At 71.9% G+C, this 20,194-nt stretch carries 16 protein-coding genes; 8 read left to right on the forward strand and 8 right to left on the reverse strand.

Features of this window, described 5'->3' with window-relative positions; translation table 11 throughout:
• Positions 1-887 precede the first annotated feature (887 nt).
• The 3 genes from ABD287_RS16455 to ABD287_RS16465 all read left to right on the forward strand — a co-directional run bounded on the left by ABD287_RS16455 (position 888) and on the right by ABD287_RS16465 (position 3,097).
• Positions 888-1,748 (forward strand): hypothetical protein, encoded by an 861-nt coding sequence (locus ABD287_RS16455; protein WP_344174067.1) that lies wholly within the window; start codon positions 888-890, stop codon positions 1,746-1,748.
• A 72-nt stretch (positions 1,749-1,820) separates the two neighbouring features.
• Entirely contained in the window at positions 1,821-2,360 is a 540-nt protein-coding gene (locus ABD287_RS16460) for a DUF3592 domain-containing protein (RefSeq protein ID WP_344174069.1), read from the forward strand.
• 44 nt (positions 2,361-2,404) lie between these two features.
• The gene (locus tag ABD287_RS16465) at positions 2,405-3,097 is read left to right on the forward strand and encodes a DUF4191 domain-containing protein (RefSeq protein WP_344174071.1); all 693 of its coding nucleotides are present in this window, start codon (positions 2,405-2,407) and stop codon (positions 3,095-3,097) included.
• Between the two features lie 57 nt (positions 3,098-3,154).
• On the opposite strand, the gene ABD287_RS16470 is transcribed toward ABD287_RS16465, so the two are convergent.
• Positions 3,155-4,549, reverse strand: a complete 1,395-nt coding sequence (locus ABD287_RS16470; RefSeq protein ID WP_344174073.1) for a sulfatase-like hydrolase/transferase — start codon at positions 4,547-4,549, stop codon at positions 3,155-3,157.
• A gap of 157 nt (positions 4,550-4,706) precedes the next feature.
• Here ABD287_RS16470 and glnA (ABD287_RS16475) point away from each other — a divergent pair, with 157 nt between their 5' ends.
• Complete coding sequence (gene glnA, locus ABD287_RS16475; protein WP_344174075.1) at positions 4,707-6,131, forward strand: type I glutamate--ammonia ligase; 1,425 nt, start codon at positions 4,707-4,709, stop codon at positions 6,129-6,131.
• A 67-nt stretch (positions 6,132-6,198) separates the two neighbouring features.
• On the opposite strand, the gene mptB is transcribed toward glnA (ABD287_RS16475), so the two are convergent.
• The 4 genes from mptB to ABD287_RS16495 all read right to left on the reverse strand — a co-directional run bounded on the left by mptB (position 6,199) and on the right by ABD287_RS16495 (position 13,165).
• Positions 6,199-7,686: a polyprenol phosphomannose-dependent alpha 1,6 mannosyltransferase MptB gene (gene mptB, locus ABD287_RS16480; protein WP_344174077.1), complete on the reverse strand. Its 1,488-nt coding sequence runs from the start codon at positions 7,684-7,686 to the stop codon at positions 6,199-6,201.
• Positions 7,687-7,748: 62 nt separating this feature from the next.
• Positions 7,749-9,335: a hypothetical protein gene (locus ABD287_RS16485; RefSeq protein WP_344174080.1), complete on the reverse strand. Its 1,587-nt coding sequence runs from the start codon at positions 9,333-9,335 to the stop codon at positions 7,749-7,751.
• Entirely contained in the window at positions 9,328-12,384 is a 3,057-nt protein-coding gene (locus ABD287_RS16490) for a bifunctional [glutamine synthetase] adenylyltransferase/[glutamine synthetase]-adenylyl-L-tyrosine phosphorylase (protein ID WP_344174083.1), read from the reverse strand. The genes ABD287_RS16485 and ABD287_RS16490 overlap by 8 nt, the downstream gene beginning before the upstream one ends.
• A gap of 10 nt (positions 12,385-12,394) precedes the next feature.
• Positions 12,395-13,165, reverse strand: coding sequence for a type 1 glutamine amidotransferase (locus ABD287_RS16495; RefSeq protein ID WP_344174085.1), 771 nt, complete (start codon positions 13,163-13,165; stop codon positions 12,395-12,397).
• Positions 13,166-13,260: 95 nt separating this feature from the next.
• Between ABD287_RS16495 and ABD287_RS16500 the strand changes: the two genes are divergently transcribed.
• On the forward strand, positions 13,261-14,004 hold the full coding sequence (locus ABD287_RS16500; RefSeq protein ID WP_344174087.1) for a lysophospholipid acyltransferase family protein: 744 nt from the start codon (positions 13,261-13,263) through the stop codon (positions 14,002-14,004).
• A gap of 82 nt (positions 14,005-14,086) precedes the next feature.
• Here the strand turns inward: ABD287_RS16500 and ABD287_RS16505 are convergent, their stop codons facing one another.
• A complete protein-coding gene (locus ABD287_RS16505; RefSeq protein ID WP_344174089.1) occupies positions 14,087-14,812 on the reverse strand; it encodes an RICIN domain-containing protein in 726 nt (241 codons plus the stop codon).
• A gap of 375 nt (positions 14,813-15,187) precedes the next feature.
• Positions 15,188-16,543, reverse strand: a complete 1,356-nt coding sequence (gene glnA, locus ABD287_RS16510; RefSeq protein ID WP_344174090.1) for a type I glutamate--ammonia ligase — start codon at positions 16,541-16,543, stop codon at positions 15,188-15,190.
• A gap of 150 nt (positions 16,544-16,693) precedes the next feature.
• Here glnA (ABD287_RS16510) and ABD287_RS16515 point away from each other — a divergent pair, with 150 nt between their 5' ends.
• Positions 16,694-18,454, forward strand: coding sequence for an NAD+ synthase (locus ABD287_RS16515; protein WP_344174092.1), 1,761 nt, complete (start codon positions 16,694-16,696; stop codon positions 18,452-18,454).
• 58 nt (positions 18,455-18,512) lie between these two features.
• On the opposite strand, the gene ABD287_RS16520 is transcribed toward ABD287_RS16515, so the two are convergent.
• The gene (locus tag ABD287_RS16520; RefSeq protein ID WP_344174094.1) at positions 18,513-18,683 is read right to left on the reverse strand and encodes a hypothetical protein; all 171 of its coding nucleotides are present in this window, start codon (positions 18,681-18,683) and stop codon (positions 18,513-18,515) included.
• Positions 18,684-18,863: 180 nt separating this feature from the next.
• On the opposite strand from ABD287_RS16520, the gene ABD287_RS16525 reads away from it, so the two are divergent.
• Both ABD287_RS16525 and ABD287_RS16530 read left to right on the forward strand, forming a co-directional pair.
• On the forward strand, positions 18,864-19,355 hold the full coding sequence (locus ABD287_RS16525; RefSeq protein WP_344174096.1) for a DUF2243 domain-containing protein: 492 nt from the start codon (positions 18,864-18,866) through the stop codon (positions 19,353-19,355).
• 2 nt (positions 19,356-19,357) lie between these two features.
• Positions 19,358-20,191, forward strand: a complete 834-nt coding sequence (locus tag ABD287_RS16530) for a cytochrome c oxidase assembly protein (protein WP_344174099.1) — start codon at positions 19,358-19,360, stop codon at positions 20,189-20,191.
• Positions 20,192-20,194 lie beyond the last annotated feature (3 nt).

A 20,194-nucleotide genomic window follows, 5' to 3' on the forward strand; every position in this document is an offset into this window, starting at 1 on the left:
TACCGAGGTGTCGCGTCTCCATCTTGGACCCCGGACCACTCGGCGCGTCGCAGCCTACGTCACCCTCGGTGATCAAACAGTTGCCCGGAAAGGCTCAGTCTGTCGCCCAAGCGCAATTGGCTCCAATGAGCCAACGGACGGTCAATTCTCAGGGTTGGCCAGCGGGACTATTGGGCTCTGTCCGTTCGGACCACCAGCCGCCGTCATAAGTGATCGCGGCCGGCTCCATATTTCGACGCCGGCCGCGGATTGTCTCTCTCCGGACGCCCGTCGCGCGCCTGACATCTGCCCATGTCGGCATCAGGAAGCCAGCTCAGAGGCAGTTCTACTGCCTCCAGACAAACAAATACATACTCACCTATGCAACCCGAAGTGACGCTTTCGCTGCGCACAGTAAATGCATTTTTGGTGAATTGACACAGTTTCCCCGGACAGCCGAGTATTGGTGCCCCTTACCTCTTGGAGCGACTGTGAATCCTCGCCTGCACATGGCCCGAGTAGCGTTCGCTATCGCCGCGCTCGGCGCGATGACCGTTGCCGCCCCGGCGGCTGCCGCCGTCGCCAACCCGGACGTCACCCCGGCGAACACCGAGGCGGGCGGATCATCGCCGAAGGGCGACTCGCCCGACGGACCCTCGGAGTCCGGCAAATCCCACCACGTTGGAAAGCAAAACAAACCCGCACAGCCCAGATCCCCGGAGGCTCCGGCGGCCCGGCGCGACAAACCAGCCCAGCAGCCGGCCGAGCCGGCCCACAAGCCGGCCAGAAACGCCCACCCGCCGGCGAAAGCCACGCGGAGCAAACCCGCGCCAGCGAAACCCGCGCGGACAGCGCCCGCGCCAGCGAAACCCGCGCCAGCGAAACCCGAAACGGTAGAGCCCGAGACGGTGGCGCCCGCGCCGGGGAACGCCTCGCCGGCCGACGCAGCGCCCAGCGGGGAGCAGGCGCCGACCCCGACGGCCGAAAGCACCTCGCGGAGCCGGGCGGACGACATGCCGACGCAGAACCCAGTTCCCGGGAAACCGGCGAAGAGCCCGGCCAAGAGGCTGGCGGTCGCTGTGCCGGACGTGGCGCCGGACAGCGACATCACGCCGGCCGACGAGGCTCCGGTGTCCCCCGATGTCCAGGTGCCGTCCGGGGGGCTCCCGCTGGACGACAGCCTGCCTGGCTCGCTGATCCCGCCGCCGGCCGTCCACGGGGATGACCAGGATGACGATGCGTCCGACGACGACCAGTGGTGCGTCGTGCCGCTGACGCCGCTGGCCGCTGACGCCGTCTGCTTCGATATTGACGACGACGACAGCGACGACCACGACGAGGACGAGGACGAGGAGGACGACCACGACGAGGACCAGGACGAGGACGACGAACACGACTCGTCCTGGGATGACGATCCGTGGGCCGGCGGCGACGACCCTTGGGGCTGGGACGACGAGCCTGGCGACTGGGACGACGAGCCCTGGAAAGAGACGCCGTGGGAGGGCGATGGCGGTGGCGTGGTGGCCGGCCCTGGCGCTCCACCGGCTCCGGCCCTGCTCCCGGGCCGGGCCGTGGCGCTGGATCGGGCGCCGACCCCTGCCCAGGTGACGCGCCTGGGTCAGACGAACGCTGGCGGTTCCGTGACGTCGGCTGAGCTTCCGGTGACCGGGTCGCCGCTGTCGGCTCTGGCTGGCTTCGGCCTGACGTTGCTCGTCGGCGGCTTCGTGATCCGGCTGACAGGCCGACGCCGGGGGCCGGCAGCGAGCTGACCAGACGTCGAACGGCGCCCCACGGATTCCGTGGGGCGCCCGTGGTCGCCACGCCTAGCTATATTGCGCGACATGACTTCCTTCGGCGCCGTGGCCGACCGTGGCTTGCTCGTGTTCGGCTGCTTCAGCCTCATCCCGCTGGCTACCGGCGCCTTCATGATCGTTAAAGGGCATCGGCAGCGACGTCAGGCGTCCCGACTGGCTTTCACCGGGCGTCGCACGACCGCGACGATCGTCGACAACCAGATGCAGCCGATGTCCGAGGGCCGGATGCTCTTCCACCCGGTGATCCGGTTCGCCGCGGGCGACAGGAAGGTCGTCACGGCGGTACCCAACCCCAGCCCGAGGTCGTATGTCACCGGGACGACGATGGAGGTCGCCTACGATCCGGCGGACCCTCGGCTCGTCGCCCCGGTCGATGGGACCGCCGGGCGCGGCTATCTGACCGGCGGCCTCATCTTCATCGGGTTCGCCGTCGTCATCGCGGTTGTCAGCCTGTTGATCTTCGAGGACGCGGCGGCGTTCGACACGTTCGGCGACGTGCCGGCGGACGCCGAACTGCCGGACGGTTTCGACCCGGGCGCGGTTCCGGACGGCATCGACGGCGAGTAGGCCGGCGCGGCAGGCCCACCTTGCCAGGAACTAGACTCCCGACCATGGCGAAGCCCCAGGAGAAGGTTCCGTTCCGGACGAAGCTCAAGCAGATCGGACAGGTCTTTTCGTTCACCGCGAAGCAGGACAAGCTGTTCCTGCCGTTGGTGTCCGGCGCGATCCTGATCCCGCTCGCGCTGGCGGTCGTCGCCTTCCTCATCTGGGAGAGCTGGTTCGTCATCCCGTTCGGCGTTCTCGGGGCTGTCCTGGCAGTGCTCATCGTGCTCAACCTGCGCGCCGGCCGCGCGATGACCAACGCCGCCGAGGGCCAGCCCGGCGCGGCCGCGCAGCTGGTGGAGACGATGCGCGGCGACTGGCGGGTGACGCCGGCGGTCAGCTCCACCACCCAGCTCGACATGGTGCACCTGGTCATCGGCCGCCCAGGGGTGCTGCTGCTCGGCGAGGGCGACCCGGAGCGGGTACGCAAGCTGATCTCGCAGGAGAAGCGGCGGCTGGGCAAGGTCGTCGGGGGCGCCCCGATCTACGACTATCTGGTCGGCCAGCAGGAGGGGGCCCTGCCGCTGCGCAAGCTGCGGACGACCCTGACCCGACTGCCCCGCAACCTCACCGGCCGGGACGTCAACGCGCTCGACAAGCGACTCACCGCGCTCACCGCCCGGCCGCAGATGCCCAAGGGCGCAATCCCGAAGAGCATGCGGCCACAGCGCGGCGGCTTCCGCCCACCGCGCGGCCGCTGAGCCGCCAGCCACGCCGCTGAGCCGCCAGCCACGCTGAGCCGCCAACGCCAAGGGGAGTTACCAGCAGGCGGCCCCCGCACAGCGCCGCTGGGCCGCCAACGCCCGCGCCAGCTTCCCGACGTCCGGGTCGTTGCCGCGGGCCTTGTCGCCCAGCAGGTTGACCAGTTGCCAAGGGTCCCGGTCCAGGTCGTAGTACTCGCGGTCGATGACCTCTCCCTCGGCGTCGTACAACTCGGTGTAGCGGTACCGGCCGGGAGCGTACGCCGACGCCCAGGTGGGGATGCTGCCGTTGGCCGTGTCGTGCCAGTACTCGGTGAGCACCTGGGACCTCCGGTGATCGCCGAGCAGGCTGCGGCCGTCGGTCGCGAAGCTTGGCCGTAGGCCGACCGCGTCGAGCACCGTCGGGGCGACGTCCACCATGGCCGCCAACCGGTTGTCCCGCACCCCGGCGCGCAGGTGGCCGGGCCAGGACATGAGCATCGGCACCCGGTCAGCCGCCGAGTAGGGCGCGAACTTGCTCGGCAGCCCGTGCTCTCCCCAGAACTTGCCGTTGTCCGACAGGAGCAACACCAGCGTGTTGTCCAGCTCGCCGCGGGCGGCCAGCCTCGCGCGCACCGACGCGATGGCGTCGTCGACCGAGCGCATGACCCGCAGCTGGGCCTGCCGGGTCGCCGCGCCCTCGGCCGTCGTCACGGTGTAGGGGCGCAACCAGTCGGGCTTGTCGCCGCGGTCCTTCTCCCTGGCGGCCGGGTTCGCACGCCACGGATCGACGACGCGGGCGTATCGCGGTTCCGGCGTGTACGGCGAGTGCGGCGCGGTGAAACCGGCGTAGATCATCCAGGGTTGACGGTCATCGCGCTCGTAGCTGTCGATGTAGCGGTTGATCTGGTCGCCGATGAACGTCGTCGCGTACGGGGCCCGGCGGGTGTCCCCGTCCACCACGAAAGACGAGCTGACGTAGCCGCCACCGGTGAGCGCCGCGTTGTCGAAGTGGGGCGGTCGGCGGGTCGATGGCCAACCGTTGAAGATCTTGCCGACCGCGGCGGTCCGGTACCCGGCGGCGTCGAGATCGTGCTGGAGGGTGCGGTCATGGTCGTACCGACCCACAGCGGACTGCGCGGTGACGTTGTGGTTGTGTGCGAAACGCCCGGAGAACATGGTGGCCCGGCTGGGGCAGCAGCTCGGGGTGGTCACCACCGCCCGCGGGTAGCTGATCCCCCGGTTCGCGAGCCAGGACACCGTCCGCGGCATGGCGTTCATCGCATCAGCGCGGGCGTCATCGAGGAGCATGATGAGGACGTTGGGACGGTGGGCCGACGCCCGCCCCGGGCCGGTGTCCGCGGTGGCCGCGGACGCGCCCGTCACCGCGACGAGCACACCGGCCGCCACAGCCGTGGCCAGGGCTCGGCGGCCCGGACGGATCCGTCTACGAGCGCTCAGGGCAGAATCCATGGGTCCTCCAGGTCGTCACGATTGGGACAACAATCCGCATATGGTTATCCCATCCGGCGCCGTGTAACAGCGTCGAAACAAGAAAGACATGGCCGGGCAACGACCCCGCCCTACGGTGGTCACCGTCGAGCCAGCTGAGCCAGCCACAGGAGGATGCGTGTTCACCAACCCCGAGGAGCTGTTGCGGTACGTCCGGAACGAGGACGTCCGCTTCGTCGATGTTCGGTTCTGTGACCTTCCCGGCGTCATGCAGCACTTCAACCTTCCGGTCGAGAGCGTCGATGAGAGCTTCTTCACCGACGGCCTGGCCTTCGACGGCTCGTCCATCCGCGGTTTCCAGGCGATCCACGAGTCCGACATGCTGCTGCTGCCGGACGTCGCCACCGCCTTCGTCGATCCGTTCCGGGCGCAGAAGACCCTCGCGCTCAACTTCTTCATCCACGACCCGTTCACGCTGGAGGCCTACAGTCGCGACCCGCGTAACGTCGCGAAGAAGGCCGAGGCGTACCTGGCCAGCACCGGCATCGCCGACACCGCCTACTTCGGCGCCGAGGCCGAGTTCTACATCTTCGACTCGATCCGCCACGAGACGAGCGCCCACCAGGCGTTCTACTACATCGACTCGGTCGAGGGCGCGTGGAACTCCGGTCGCGAGGAGCCCGGCGGCAACCGTGGCTACAAGACCGCCTACAAGGGCGGCTACTTCCCCGTCCCGCCGGTCGACCACTTCGCCGACCTGCGCGACCAGATGGTGACCCGACTGCTGGAGACCGGCTTCACCGTCGAGCGCTCGCACCACGAGGTCGGCACCGGCGGCCAGGCTGAGATCAACTACCGGTTCTCGACGCTGCTGCACGCCGGCGACCAGGTGCAGCTGTTCAAGTACGTCATCAAGAACACCGCCTGGGCGGCCGGGCGCACCGCGACGTTCATGCCCAAGCCGCTGTTCGGCGACAACGGCTCCGGCATGCACACCCACCAGAGCCTGTGGCTGGGCGGCGAGCCGCTGTTCTACGACGAGACCGGGTACGCCGGCCTGTCCGACATGGCCCGCTGGTACATCGGCGGGCTGCTCCAGCACTCGCCGTCGCTGCTGGCCTTCACCAACCCGACGGTCAACTCCTACCGGCGACTGGTGCCCGGCTACGAGGCGCCGGTGAACCTGGTCTACTCGCAGCGCAACCGCTCCGCCTGCACCCGCATCCCGGTCACCGGCGCCAACGCCAAGGCCAAGCGGGTCGAGTACCGGGTGCCGGACCCGTCCAGCAACCCGTACCTGGCCTTCTCGGCGATGATGATGGCCGGCCTCGACGGCATCAAGAACAAGATCGAGCCGCCGGAGCCGATCGACAAGGACCTGTACGACCTGGCCCCGGACGAGTTCCGGGACGTCAAGCAGGTGCCGGGCTCGCTGCCGGAGGTCCTGGAAGCCCTCGAAGCCGACCACGACTACCTGCTCGAGGGCGGCGTCTTCACCTCGGACCTCATCGAGACCTGGGTGGACTGGAAACGCGCCAACGAGGTCGACCCGGTGCGCCTGCGCCCGACCCCGCACGAGTTCGCCATGTACTACGACTGCTGACCCCGGTCGGCGGTCGGGCGCGGGTGGCGGAGGTCCGGTTTCGGGCCCCGCCACCCGCGTCGGCGTCTCAGACCGTCGACAGGTCCGGGCGCGCCTCCGCGCGACCAGGACGGGCGCGCCACACTCGCACCGCCACGACCACGACCGTGATGGTCATCAGCGGCGCGCCGGGGAACTTGACGTAACGGACCAGGCCGCTGCCGTCCGGGAGGACCAGGAACCCCGCCACGGCGCTGATCGCCGCGAAAAGCCGCCACCGCGCGGTCGACGCCGCCACCGCCAACGTCGCCAGCGGCAACAGCAGGTACCACGGGTGGAACACCGGGCTCAGCGCCACGACAGCGAACATGGCGAGCCCGGCCGCCAGCAGCGGGTCCGCGCCGTCGCGCCAGGCCCGCCACCAGATCCATACCAGGGCCGCAAGCAACGCCACCATCGCCACCAACCGGACGGCCGGCACCGCGCTCCCCGGTAGACCGACAAGCCGGCCGACGTAGTCGATCGTCTGCCCGACCGCCGTCGGCGGCGAGGTCCACTGGATCGAGTCGCCGCTGTGTCGGAGCGCACCCACCCAGCCGAAGCCCAGGCCGGGGAGGAACGTCAGACCCGCCACCGTCACGACGGCGCCCACGATGACCGCCCAACCCTGGCGGACCAGGTCGACCAGTCCGGTGGACCGGCCCGCGAGGAGCACCGCGAACGGCAGCAGCACCCCAGCGGTCGCCTTCACCATGACCGCCGCGCCCAGCAGGGCGCCACCGGCCAGGAGCAGCCACAGCCGGCGCCGGCCACCGTCGGGGGCGGCCAGGATCACGGCGATGCCCAGCACCGCGAACCCGATCATCAGGGCGTCGTTGTGGCCGCCGCCGATGAGGTGCAGCGGCGCCAGCGGGCACGCCAGGATCAGCCAGAACGCCGCCGACGGGTCCAGGCCACGCCGACGGGCGGCCATCGGCACCCCGACGCCGGTCATGACCACGCCGATGACCGCGGCCAGCTTCAACACCGCCACCGACGCCCAGAGCACCCCGCCTACCGTCACGGCCAGGCCCGCCAGCAGCACGAACAGCGGACCGTACGGGGCAGGCGTCTCGCGCCAGATGTTCGAGACCGAGCCCAGCCAGGGGCACGGCATCGCGGCCGGTCCTTCAGCGTAGGGGTCGCGACCGGCTGCCAGGCCCGCCCCCTGGCAGGCGTACGAGTACAGATCCCGGCTCCCGTAGGGCGTCGCGGCCAACAGCGGCGCCGACCACAACGCCACGGTGGACGCTGCCCAGCCCAGCCCCGGCACCCCCCGCAGACCCTGCCACCAGGCGACCGTCAGCAGGATCAGGCCAACCAGCCAGCTCGCCAGGATTCCCGGCCCGAACGGCAGGTTCCAGGTGGCGGACGGACCGGCGCCCAGCCACAGGGCCGTCCGGGCGCCGCCGAGGACGGCGGCCAACGCCAACAGCAGGGAACCGGTGAGCCCCCCGTACCGAATCGCCCTGGGGCTTGCCCAGACAGGTGAGCTGACGGCGTCAGCGGCGTCGTCGGTCCTGCGGGATCGGAGCATGGTTGGTGATCGTATGGCGCCAAATGAACGCGCGGAACGCAGGCGTGGCGGCTCGTGACCGGTCATTGGCACCAGGGGCCTGGCGACCAGAGCGAGGACGTCATCGTGTAGGCCCCGGCCCGCCCGGCGTCGACCCGCACCCGGTCGCCGTCGACCCGCAGGCAGCCGGGTCCGGACAGGCGGAGCCAGCGGGACGCCCGCACGTTCACCGTCACGACCGCCGGCCCCTCGACCTCGAAGGCGACCGACGCCGCGTCGAGCCGTCGCAACGCCGCTGGCGCGGCCACGACGGCCGTCGGCTCGGCCACCCGCAGCAGCCGCCACCGGTCATCACGCCACACCTCGGCCAAATAGGGGACGCCCTGGCGGATGACGGCCGCCTCGGCGACGGCCCACTGGTCCGGATCGGCGTCGGCGAGCGCCACGTACGTCACGGCCCGCTCGGCCAGCCAACGCCGGTACGTGTCCGGGTTGAGGCCGGGCCGGTAGAACAGCGGGTTCTCGCCGACGTCGAGCTGGCGCTGCCATCCCCGGGCCAGTTGGATGTCCAACCCCAGCTGGGTCGACTCGCCGTGGTCCTTCAGGGGCACGGCCTCGACGCGCCCCGGCGGCAGCCGGCGCAGCTCGGCCGCCAGGCCGGCGTAGTACGCGCGGTGGTGCGGCGGGTCGCCCGCGCGCGCGAGGTCGCCGACGACGACGGGCGGCTGCCACCACACGACGAGCGCCACGACCAGCGCCAACGGAATCGTCGGCCAGCGTCCGAACCCGACGATGAGCGGCGCCGCCCACAGCATCGGCAGTCGCAGGGCGTTCGACCCGATCGGGCTGGGGACCAGGTAGGCGAGGACGAGCAGGACAGTCGCGAGCGCCGCCCCGACGAGCAGCGTCGGACGCCGTGGGCCGACGGCCAGCGCGACCACCACACAGGTGGCGACGGCGACGAGCAGGGACTGCGCGCCGAAGGGCTGTGCGCCGCCGTCGCCGAACAGCCACGCCGACGTGGTCATCACCAGCAGCGGCGGCAGGCACAGCGGCGCCGCGACCGTCAGCGCCGCGACCATCGACCGGCGCTCCCACAGCCGGGCCAGGCCCCAGGCGCCGCCGGCGAGCGCCAGGAACAGACCGGCCACCGGGCTGGCCGCGGTGGCGCCGGCGGCCGCCAGCGTCGTCAGCGCCAGCGGCCGGCGCGACCCGGTGGCGGCCAGCAGCGCGGCCAGCGCCAACGCCATGCCCAGCGCGAACGTGATCCGGCCGGAGGCCAGGTTGCCGACCACGCACACCGCGGCTACCAGCCCGGCCACCAGCGGCCGGGCGGCGTCCGCGCGGCGCAGCAGCACGGCGGCCAGCCCCGCCGAGGCGACCGCCGACAACGCGCCGACCCACCTGGCGCCCCAGAGGCCGCCGCCGAACGCAGCCATGAGCGGCGGGGACAGCAAGCTGTACCCCAGCGGCGAGACGCCGCCGTACCAGCTGAGGTCGACCGGCGTCAGGCCGTGGGCGTCGAAGAAGTCGGCCCGGCGGATCTGGGCGGCGAGGTCGGTTCCCATCGGCGGCGCCAGCAGCCAGCCGGCGGTGAGGACGGCGGCCAGCGACACGCAGGCCAGCAGTTGGGTGGAACCGGGGTCGAGCCGGGCCCGGCGTTCAGGCATCCATGATCCGCCCGGTCGCCGCGCGGCACCGGCGGGCCGCGCGCAGGTAGCGGTCGACGAACGCGCCAGGGTCGTCGGCGCCCATGACGCGCAGCACCCCGGCGAGTTCAGGGCCCTGCCGGGGCAGTTGCTCCCCCGGACGTCCACGGACCAGGGTCAGCGCGTTACGCACCGCCATCGCGGTCCGCCAGGCGGCGTTGAGGGCGCAGGCGTCGTCCTCCTCGACAAGGCCGGCGCTGGTCGCGGCGGCCAACGCGTCCAGGGTGCGGGTCACCCGCAGACCGGGATGGTCATGGCCGTGGCGTAGCTGGATGAGTTGCACCGCCCAGTCGACATCGGCCAGACCGCCCGGCCCGAGCTTGAGGTGGGTGGTGGGGTCGGCCCCGCGTGGCAGCCGTTCGTTCTCCACCCGCGCCTTGATCCGCCGGATCTCGACGACCTGCTCGGCGCTCAGGCCGCCGGCCGGGTAACGGATCGGATCCACCAGGGCCAGGAAGCGCTCCGAGAGCTCCCGGTCGCCGGCCACCGGGCGGGCCCGCAGCAGCGCCTGCGCCTCCCAGATCTTCGACCAGCGTCGGTAGTACGCCCGGTAGGCGTCCAGACTGCGCACCAGCGGCCCCTGGCGACCCTCCGGGCGCAGGTCGGCGTCGAGGCCCAGCGGCGGGTCCGGGGCGGGCATCGACAGCAGGGCCCGCAGCCGTTCGGCGACCGCGCGGGCGGCCGAGGCCGCCGCCGTCGGGTCCAGCCCGCCGGCCTCGTAGACGAACAGCACGTCAGCGTCGGACGGGTAGTTCATCTCGTCGCCGCCGAGCCGGCCCATGCCGATGACGGCGAATCGCAGCTCGTCGGGGGCGCCGGTGGCGACCTGGGCGGTCCGCAACGCGGCGCCCAGGGTCGCGGCGGTCACCTCGGTCAGCGCCGCGCCGACCGTCGCCACGTCCACCGGTTGGGCGGGCGCCAGCCGGCCGGCGTGGGCGAGCAGGTCGGCGCAGGCGATCCGGAACAGCTCCCGGCGCCGTAGCGCCCGCACCGCGCGGACCGCGTCCTCGGGCGCCGGCCGGCCGCCGTCCAGGTGCCGGTTCGCGGCGGCGGCGAAACCGTCCCGCAGGGTTACCGGGTCCCGCGGGGCGAGCGCGCCGTCGTCGCCGAGCAGTCGCAGCGCCTCCGGGTCGCGGGCCAGCAGGTCGGTGGCGTAACGGGACACCCCGAGGACGCGGGCCAGCCGCTGGGCGATCGGTCCGCCGTCGCGCAGGAGCCGCAGGAACCACGCCGAGGCGCCGAGAGCGTCGGACACCTGCCGGTAGGCCAACAGCCCGCGGTCAGGCTCGGGCGCGTCGGCGAAATCCTGGAGCAGCACCGGCAGCAGCTGACGTTGGATCGCCGCCTTCCGGGAGACGCCGTCGGTGAGCGCCTGCAGGTGCCGCAGCGCGCCCGCCGGGTCGGCGAAGCCGAGCAGCTCCAACCGCCGACCGGCTGCCTCGGTGGTCAGCCGCAGGTGGTCGGCCGGCACCCGGACGACAGCCTCCAGCAACGGACGGTAGAGCAGTTTGACGTGCAGCCGCCGCACGTCGGCGGCGTGTGCCCGCCAGTCCGCCCGGAACGCCTCGACGGCGTCCCGGCCGCCGCCGCTGACGTAGCCGAGGGCGTGGGCCAGCCGGCGCAGCGAGCGGGGCCCGTCCGCGGTGTCGCCGTCGGGGACGGTGTGCGTGCGCCGCAAGGCCCTCAGCTGCAACCGGTGCTCGACCCGGCGCAGGAACTCGTAGCCGCGCAGCAGCGCCTCGCCGTCCTCGCGGCCCACGTAGCCGCCGGCCACCAACGCCCGCAGCGCCGGCATGGTGCCGACGGCGCGCAGCGAGCCGTCGGCGCGTCCGTGGACCAGTTGCAGGAGTTGGACGGCGAACTCGATGTCCCGCAGCCCGCCCGGCCCGCGCTTGATCTCGCGGTCCAGCTCCTCGGCGGCGAGCGCGTCGACGATCCGTCGACGCATCGCCCGGATGTCGGCGACGGCCTCGGGGCGTTCGGCCGCCGACCAGATCATCGGGGTGACCGCCGCGAGCCACCGTGCGCCCAGGTCCGGGTCGCCGGCCGCCGGCCGGGCCTTGAGCAACGCCTGGAACTCCCAGGTTCGGGCCCAGCGCTGGTAGTAGGCCAGGTAGCCGGCGAGAGTGCGCACCAGCGGCCCGCGGCTGCCTTCGGGCCGCAACGCGGCGTCCACCGGCCAGGCGACCTGGGCGCAGATCTCCATGAGGCGGGCGGCGATCCGGGTGGCCGCGGGCAGGTCGGCGTCGGCGTCGGCGACGAAGAGGACATCGACGTCCGAGATGTAGTTGAGCTCGCCGCCGCCACACTTGCCCATGGCGATGACCGCCAACGACGGCGCCGGACCGGGCAGCTCCTGGCTGGCGATGCGCAGCGCGGCCGCCAGGGTCGCGTCGGCCAGCGCGGACAACGCCGCCATGGTCGGCGCCAGGCCGACGGCGCCGGTGAGGTCGTCGGCGGCGATCCGCAGCACCGCCCGCCGGTACGCCCCGCGGAGTCCGGCCACCGAGGACCCTGACCCGGTGTCCGTCGCCGCCACCTGCGCCACCTCACCGGTGACGGCGGTCGGCTGCGGACCGGCTGGCTGGGCGTCGGCGGGCTTAGCGGTCGGCTCCGCGGCCGGCCGGAGCGCGTCGGCGTCCCGCGGGGCCGCCGCGAGGTGGTCGCCCAGCGCGGACGAGACGCCCAGCACGACCAACAGCCGTCGCCGCCAGGCCGGATTGTCGAGGAGCTGGCCCGGCAGCGGCGGCGGGTCCTCGCCGCGGCGCTGCGACTCCACGACCCGGACGAGCTGGCGCAGCGCCTGGTCGGGGTCGGCGGTGGCGGCCAGGTCGAGCAGCGCCCGTTCGGCGGCGGGGCTGGCCGGGGCCTGAGCTGCCTGGTCCCACCAGCCCAGGCCGTCCGGGCCGAGCAGGTCGACGGCGGCGGGGCCGTTGTCATCGGCCCGGTCCAGGCCGTACCGGGTCAGCCGGGTGAACCGGGTGACCCGACCGCCGGTGGCCCTGACCATGGCCCGGTCGCTACTGTCCGACGATTGGCAGCGACCGCCGTACGGCCGGGGCATTTTGGCCGCCGAGCGCGAGCGCCGCGAATCTGGCCGCGAACGGCCGCCACACCTGCTCCAGGTCGTCCATGATCGCGTCGACGGCGGCGACGAGATCCTGCGGCTGGTGGCCGAGGTCGGCCATGAGGCGCGGGTTGTTGGCCACCCAGCCGGCGAACATGGCGGTGTCGCACTCGAGGTGGAACTGGGTGCCCCAGGCGCGCTGGCCGATCCGGAACGCCTGGTGCGGGTACCGGGGCGAGGCGGCCAGCAGGACCGCGCCGACCGGCAGCTCAGTGATCTCGTCGTAGTGCCATTGCAGGACGTCCGGGGCGAACGGGATCGGCGCCCACAGCGGGTCCTGGTCGGCGGCGTCCCGGCGGCCCACCAGCGCCGGACCGATCTCGGGCCCGGCGGCGCTGCGCTCGACCGTGCCGACGTGCGCGCTGGCCAGCAACTGGCCGCCGAGGCAGATGCCCAGGGTCGGCCTCTGGTCGCGGACGGCCACCCGCAGCAGGCGCTCCAGCGCCGGGAACCAGGGCGCGCCGGGGGCGCCGTCGGCGTCCGGGTAGGCGCTCTGCTCCCCGCCCAGGACGACGAGCGCGTCGTACCCGGCGAGGCTGTCGGGCAGCGGCTCGCCGAGGTGCGGGCGCCGCACCTCCAGGACGAGGCCGGCGTCGGTCAGCCACTGGCCGAGTCGTCCGGGTCCGTCGGTCGGGTCGTTCTCCACCACCAGCGCGATTGCCACCTGCCGAGGCTACAACCGCCAGGGCCCGCGCGGGCGGTCAGGTTGCGGGTACCCGGCCGGCATCGGAGATCGGCGGCCAGGCTAGCGTGCCGCTCATGTCAGAGCTGGTGTACCCGCCCGTCATCGCCACGGTGAATCTGATGTTCCGCGCTCTTGACCTGCGCGTGCGGGTGGACGGCGCCGAGCATATTCCGGCCACCGGCGGGGCGGTGCTGGCCAGCAACCACGTCAGCTACCTGGACTTCATCTTCTGCGGCTTCGGGGCGCGGCCAGCCGGCCGCCTGGTGCGGTTCATGGCCAAGCACGAGGTGTTCGAGCACCCGGTCGGCGGCCCGCTCATGCGGGGGATGCGGCACATCCCGGTGGACCGTTCAGCGGGCGCGACCTCGTTGCGGGCGGCGTTGCAGGCGCTGCGGGCCGGGGAGGTCGTCGGCGTCTTCCCGGAGGCGACGATCAGCCGCTCGTTCACCGTCAAGGAGCTCAAGACCGGCTCAGGCCGGATGGCAGCCAACACCGGCACGCCGCTGATCCCGGTGGCGGTGTGGGGCACCCACCGACTGTGGACCAAGGGCCGGCCCCGGACGTTGCTGCGTCGGCATCTGCCGGTCACCGTGATGATCGGCGAGCCGATGGACGTCGGCCGCAAGGACGACCAGGACGTGGTGATGGCCGAGCTGCGGGCCCGGATGATGGGCCTGCTCGACCGCGCCCAGCGCGACTACCCGGACCAGCCGTCCGGGCCGGAGGACACCTGGTGGCTGCCGGCGCACCTGGGCGGGACCGCGCCCACCCCGGAGCAGGCCGCCGCCGAGGACGCCCGCTCCGGCGACGATGACTGATCCGCGCACACGAATGTGGGGCCGCCCGCATCGGCGGGCGGCCCCACATCTCGCTATCTCAGCGAGGTGGCGGTGTCAGTGATCAGTCACGATCGCCGACGAGCCACTCCTGGTTGACGTCGTTGTCCGAGCAGCGACGGACACCGACCTCGGAGCCCTCGTCCGGGTTGCGGTCGAGGACGTCGAGGCACATGTCACGGCGGTCGTTCTGGATCTCGTAGAGGTCCATGCCACGACGGTTGAAGCTCCACTCCTGGTCACGTGAGCCGTCGCAACGGTTGAAGACGACCTCGGCCTCACGGCCGCTGGCGCGCTCGGGCTCCAGGCACTGGCCGAACACCTTGATCGTGCCGGCCCGACGGTCCACATCGACGCGCTGGCCGTTGCGGCCGTCGCACTCCTCGAGGGTGACGACGTCGCGGGCGTTGCGGCCGGCGTCGAAGCAGAGCCCGCTGATCGCGTTGACCAGCAGGTCGCGGCCCGGTCCCGGGCCGCCGTTGCCGTTCTCGCAGGAGATGGTGTGCCGGACGATCCAGTTGCCGTTGCCGCGGTCGTCCCGCTGGATGCGTTCGGTGGAGCAGTCACGACGCTCGTACCCGGAGCGACGCGCCTGGTTGAACGCGTCGTTCTCAGCCTCACGCAGCGCGTCGTTGAGACGTCCGCGGCCCTCACCGACGAACGACTCATCACGGACAACGGACTGGTTGGACCCCTCGATCGGAGCGGCCATGGCCGCGGCGCTCGGGACGAACGCGAGTGCGGTGAGCCCGGCGGCCATAACGACGGCCGAGCGACGGAGCATATTCATGCTGTCTCCCCACAAATTTACATTGGACAATGTGCATGTCCGGGATCCCAACCCCGCCAAGAATCCTAGGAACCGGGAGACGACAGAGCCACCGGAAGACGGACCCACTAATTCAAGGATACGAATATAGTGACCCGACGGGCAGATCGACCATGTCCGACTTGGCGGCAATGAGCAGCACTTCCAGTGGTCAGCGTTATTGACCACATTGAAATGGCCCCAATTCGACTGGCCGGTCACCCAGATGATCCCCCAGGCCAGCCACACCACACGACCGCAACAGCCAGGTCGACAAAAGGACTATTCGACGAGACCCGACAGTCCAACCGAACAGACCATCGCCCACAACGCCGGCAACGGGTAGGCAGCTCCCGATCAGAGTGCGCCCAGGTACCGCTGACGCTCGTACGGCGTGACCTGACGGCGGTACGCCTCCCACTCCGCGCGCTTGTTGCGCAGGAAGAACTCGAAGACATGCTCCCCCAGGATCTGGGGAACCAGCTCCGAATGGGACATCGCGTCGATCGCCTCGGACAGGTTCTCCGGTAGCGGGGCGTACCCCATCGCCTTACGCTCGGCCGAGGTCAGCGACCACACATCGTCCTCGGCGCCCGGCGGCAGCTCGTAGCCGGACTCGATGCCCTTGAGCCCGGCGCCCAACAGCACCGCGAACGCCAGATACGGGTTGCAGGCCGAGTCCGGCGACCGGATCTCCACCCGGGCCGAGTTCGGCTTGCCGTAGGCGGGCACCCGCACCAGCGCGGAACGGTTGAGGTGCCCCCAGCACACGTACGCCGGCGCCTCGGTGATCCGCTCGTCCGACAACGGCTGCGGGAAGAGCCGCTTGTAGGAGTTGACCCACTGGTTCGTCACCGCCGCGTACTCGCGGGCGTGGGTGAGCAGACCGGCGATGAACGAACGGGCCACCTTCGACAGTTTCATCTCGGCGGCCGGGTCGTGGAACGCGTTGCGCTCGCCCTCGAACAGCGACAGATGGGTGTGCATGCCGCTGCCGGGCTGGTCGGTGAAGGGCTTGGGCATGAACGAGGCGCGCACCCCGTGCGAGAGCGCCACCTCCTTCACCACATGCCGGAATGTCATGACGTTGTCAGCGGTGGTCAGGGCGTCGGCGTAGCGCAGGTCGATCTCCTGCTGGCCGGCCGCGACCTCGTGGTGGCTGAACTCCACCGAGATGCCGATGCGCTCCAGGGCCAGCACCGCCTGCCGGCGGAAGTCCCGGGCCACCGAGTGGGTGGTGTGGTCGAAGTAGCCGCCGTCGTCCACCGGCGTCGGCGCCCGGCCGTCGAGCGGGCCGTCCTCGAAGAGGAAGAACTCGATCTCCGGGTGGGTGTAGAAGGTGAAACCCGAGTCGGCGGCGCGGGCCAGGCCACGGCGCAGCACATGGCGGGGGTCCGCCCACGACGGCGAGCCGTCCGGGAGCAGGATGTCGCAGAACATCCGCGCGCTCTCGCCGCTCTCGCCGCCCTCGAACGGGAAGACCTGGAAGGTCGTCGGGTCGGGCATGGCGATCATGTCGGACTCGTAGACGCGGGCGAAGCCCTCGATCGCCGAGCCGTCGAAGCCGATGCCCTCCTCGAAAGCCGCCTCCAGCTCGGCGGGGGCGACCGACACGCTCTTGAGCGTGCCCAGCACGTCGGTGAACCACAGCCGGACGAAGCGGATGTCCCGCTCCTCCAGCGTGCGCAGCACGAACTCCTGCTGACGATCCACCGGGCCCCCTCAATCGCGTCGTGCCCGAGCCACGTTACGCCAACACGCCACGCCCGGACCGCGTGATCGGGCGCGGCGGGCGAGCTGCCCTCCGCCAGCGGCCATCGGCCCGCCGACGCCGTTCGGGCGCCCATCGTCGAAGATGGGGAGATGCCGACCCTGCGTATCGCCCTGGCCCAGGTCAACCCCACGGTCGGGGACCTCGCCGGCAACGCCGCCCTCGTCCGTCAGGGGGCCCGTCGGGCCGCCGAGGCCGGGGCCGGGCTGGTGGTGTTCCCGGAGATGGTCCTCACCGGGTACCCGGTCGAGGACCTGGTCTTCCGCGGCTCGTTCGTCGCGGCGTCCCAGCAGGCGCTGCGTCAGCTCGCCCTTGACCTGGACGCCGACGGGCTCGGCGGCCTGCCGGTCGTGGTCGGCTACCTCGACGCGGAGCCGGCACAGGACCGCCGCAACACCGCGGCGGTCCTGTGCGGCGGCCAGCCGGTGGCCCGCTACTTCAAGCACCACCTGCCCAACTACGGCGTCTTCGACGAGGACCGCTACTTCACCCCGGGCAGCACCATGACCGTCATCCGGATGCCGGTGGACGGCGCGAAGGTCGACATCGCCCTCACCATCTGCGAGGACCTGTGGCAGGCCGGCGGGCCGTTCACCGTCGCCCGCGAGGCCGGCGTGGGCCTGGTCCTGAGCCTCAACGGCTCCCCGTACGAGCTGGACAAGGACGACGTGCGGCTGCCGCTGGTGCAGCGCCGGGCGGCGGAGGCCGGGGCCACCGTCGCGTACGTCAACCTGATCGGCGGCCAGGACGAACTGGTGTTCGACGGCGACTCGATGATCGTGACCGCGGCCGGCGAGCTGCTGGCCCGGGCCCCGCAGTTCGTCGACCACCTGCTTGTCCACGACCTGGAGGTTCCGGCCGTCGCCGCCGAGCCGCCGGCCACGCCGCAGGTGATGTCGCCGGGCGCGGCGATGCGGGTGCACCGGGTGGACATCAGTCAGCGGGTGGCGACGCCGCCGGGGCCGGGCGGCGACGCGGCACACGCGGGGGTGGCCGAACGTGCGGGCGACGAGGCCGAGGTGTGGCAGGCGTTGGTGCTGGGACTGCGCGACTACGTCGGCAAGAACGGGTTCCGGTCGGTGACCCTCGGACTGTCCGGCGGCATCGACTCGGCCGTGGTGGCCGCCATCGCCGTCGACGCGCTCGGGCCGAGCGGGGTCGTCGGGGTCTCGATGCCCAGCGGGCACTCGTCGGACCATTCCCGCGACGACGCCGCCGATCTGGCCGCCCGCACCGGCCTGGACTACCGCACCGAACCGATCCAGGAGATGGTCGACGCGTTCCTGGCGAATCTGTCGCTGTCCGGGCTGGCCGTGGAGAATCTTCAGGCGCGGGTTCGTGGGGTGATCCTCATGGCGCTGTCCAACCAGGAGGGGCGCCTGGTCCTCACCACCGGGAACAAGAGCGAGCTGGCGGTGGGCTACTCCACCCTCTACGGGGACTCGGTCGGCGGCTTCAACCCGCTCAAGGACGTCCCGAAGTCGATGGTGTGGCAGCTGGCCCGGTGGCGCAACGCGGCGGCCGTCGAGCGGGGTCAGACGCCGCCGATCCCGGAGCGTTCCATCCTGAAACCGCCGAGCGCCGAGCTGCGCCCCGGCCAGCTCGACACCGACTCGCTGCCGGACTACGACGTCCTCGACGCGATCCTGGCCGGGTATGTCGACGGCGATCTCGGCCGCGACGAGCTGTTGGCCGCCGGCCACGACCCGGCGACCGTGGACCGCGTGCTGCGCCTGGTGGATCTGGCCGAGCACAAACGCCGTCAGTCCGCGCCCGGCACCAAGATTTCGATCAAGGCGTTCGGGCGGGACCGACGGCTCCCCATCACCAACCGGTTCCGCGACGGGGGTTGACGTCCCGGCGTGACTCGACGGCGCCATCGGTGGTGGCGTCCCCGGGCCGACCGGCGGGTCAGCGGCGGCGGTTGTAACGCCAGCCGGCGCCGATCCCGGTCATCGAGAGCGCGACGCACATAAGGCCGGCGAGCATCAGCACGGTCGGGGTCAGCGGGCCGAGCGCGGTGCCGACGAGCTGGAGCAGCAACGCCAGGCCGAAAAGGACAGCGGCGATGATGGCGAACATGGTGACCTCCAGCGGGTGGGAAACAGTGACAGCGCGCTATGCCCGGTCCTGACTGCCGGGAAACACGGGGCGGATCCCGCTACCGGGTCGCCAGCGGCAGGCGACCAGCCCCGGTTTGCCGGACCGGGGTCGGGGAAAGCATCAGGTGGTCACACACGTTCGAGTAGCGAGAAGGTCCAGATGAGATCTGACGACCAGCGCGGACCCGATCGGCCGGTTCCGCAGGCACGGACGTCGATGCTGGCCGCCGGGGTGATCGGCGCGGCGGTGATGGCGGCGGTCGACGAGATCGTGTTCCACCAGATCCTGGGTTGGCACCACTTCTATGACAGGTCGACTCCCGCGGTCGGCTTGTTGTCCGATGGGCTGCTGCACGCCGCCGAGTTGCTCGCGCTCGTCGGCGGGTTCTTCTGGTTCGCCGACCTACGCCGCCGCCAGGGGTGGCGCCGTCTGGCCGGCTGGGGCGGCGCTCTCGCGGGCGCCGGCGCGTTCCAGCTCTTCGACGGGCTGGTCGACCACAAGGTGCTGCGGTTGCACCAGATTCGCTATGGGGTGCACCTGTTGCCGTACGACATCGTCTGGAACGTCGCCGGGGCGTTGCTCCTGTTCGCCGGCGTTATCGTGCTCGGCCGGGCGCGGGCGAACGGCCGGGAAGCGCCGCGCCGGCGGTGACAATGCCCGCCCACCCCGATCACGCGGCCGGCGTTGGCCTGGGACCCCTGCTGCTGGTGTGGTTGCTCGCCGACATCTACGTCCTGGCCGCCGCCAGCGATCGGCGGGGCTGGAGCGGCTGGCGGACGACGGCCTGGCTGACCGGCTGCGCGGTGCTCGCGGTCGCCCTCTCCCCCTTGTCGGGGCCTCCTGGCGATCCGCGCGCGCACATGGCACAGCACCTGCTGTTGGGGATGCTAGCTCCCTTCGCCCTCGCGCTGGGCGCCCCGGTGACGCTGCTGCTGCGCACGGCGCCGCCCCTGCGCCGTCCGGTGACGCGGATCCTGCGTTGGGCGCCGATGCGCCTGCTGGCGCATCCGGCGACCGCCGCGGTGTTGACCACCGGCGGGCTGGCGGCGGTGATGCTCACCCCGCTGTACGCGGCAGCGGAGCGGCACCCGGCGCTGCACGACGCCCTGCACCTGCACTACCTGGCCGCCGGGTATCTGTTCGCCTGGGCTGTGGCCGGCCCGGATCCCGCACCCCGGCGACCGGCCCTGGCCGTGCGGGCGGGCGCGCTGCTGGCCGCCGCCGCGGGACACGCGGTGCTGGCCAAGCACCTCTACGCCCACGCCGGCGACCTCCCGCCGGGCGCGGGACACCCGGCTGAGGCGGCGCGCGCGGCCGCCAAACTCATGTACTACGGCGGCGACGCCGCCGAGCTGCTGTTGGCACTCGCGATGTTCGCCGGCTGGTACCGCCACAGCGGCCGCCGGTTGGCCCGACAGCGCCGCCAGCCCTCCACCGTCGAAGCGCAGACCGGCGGCGGCATCAGGGCTCTGAGTCGAGGAAGATGACCC

The organism is Pilimelia columellifera subsp. columellifera (assembly GCF_039532605.1).
In the GTDB taxonomy this organism is placed as follows: Bacteria; Actinomycetota; Actinomycetes; order Mycobacteriales; family Micromonosporaceae; genus Pilimelia; species Pilimelia columellifera.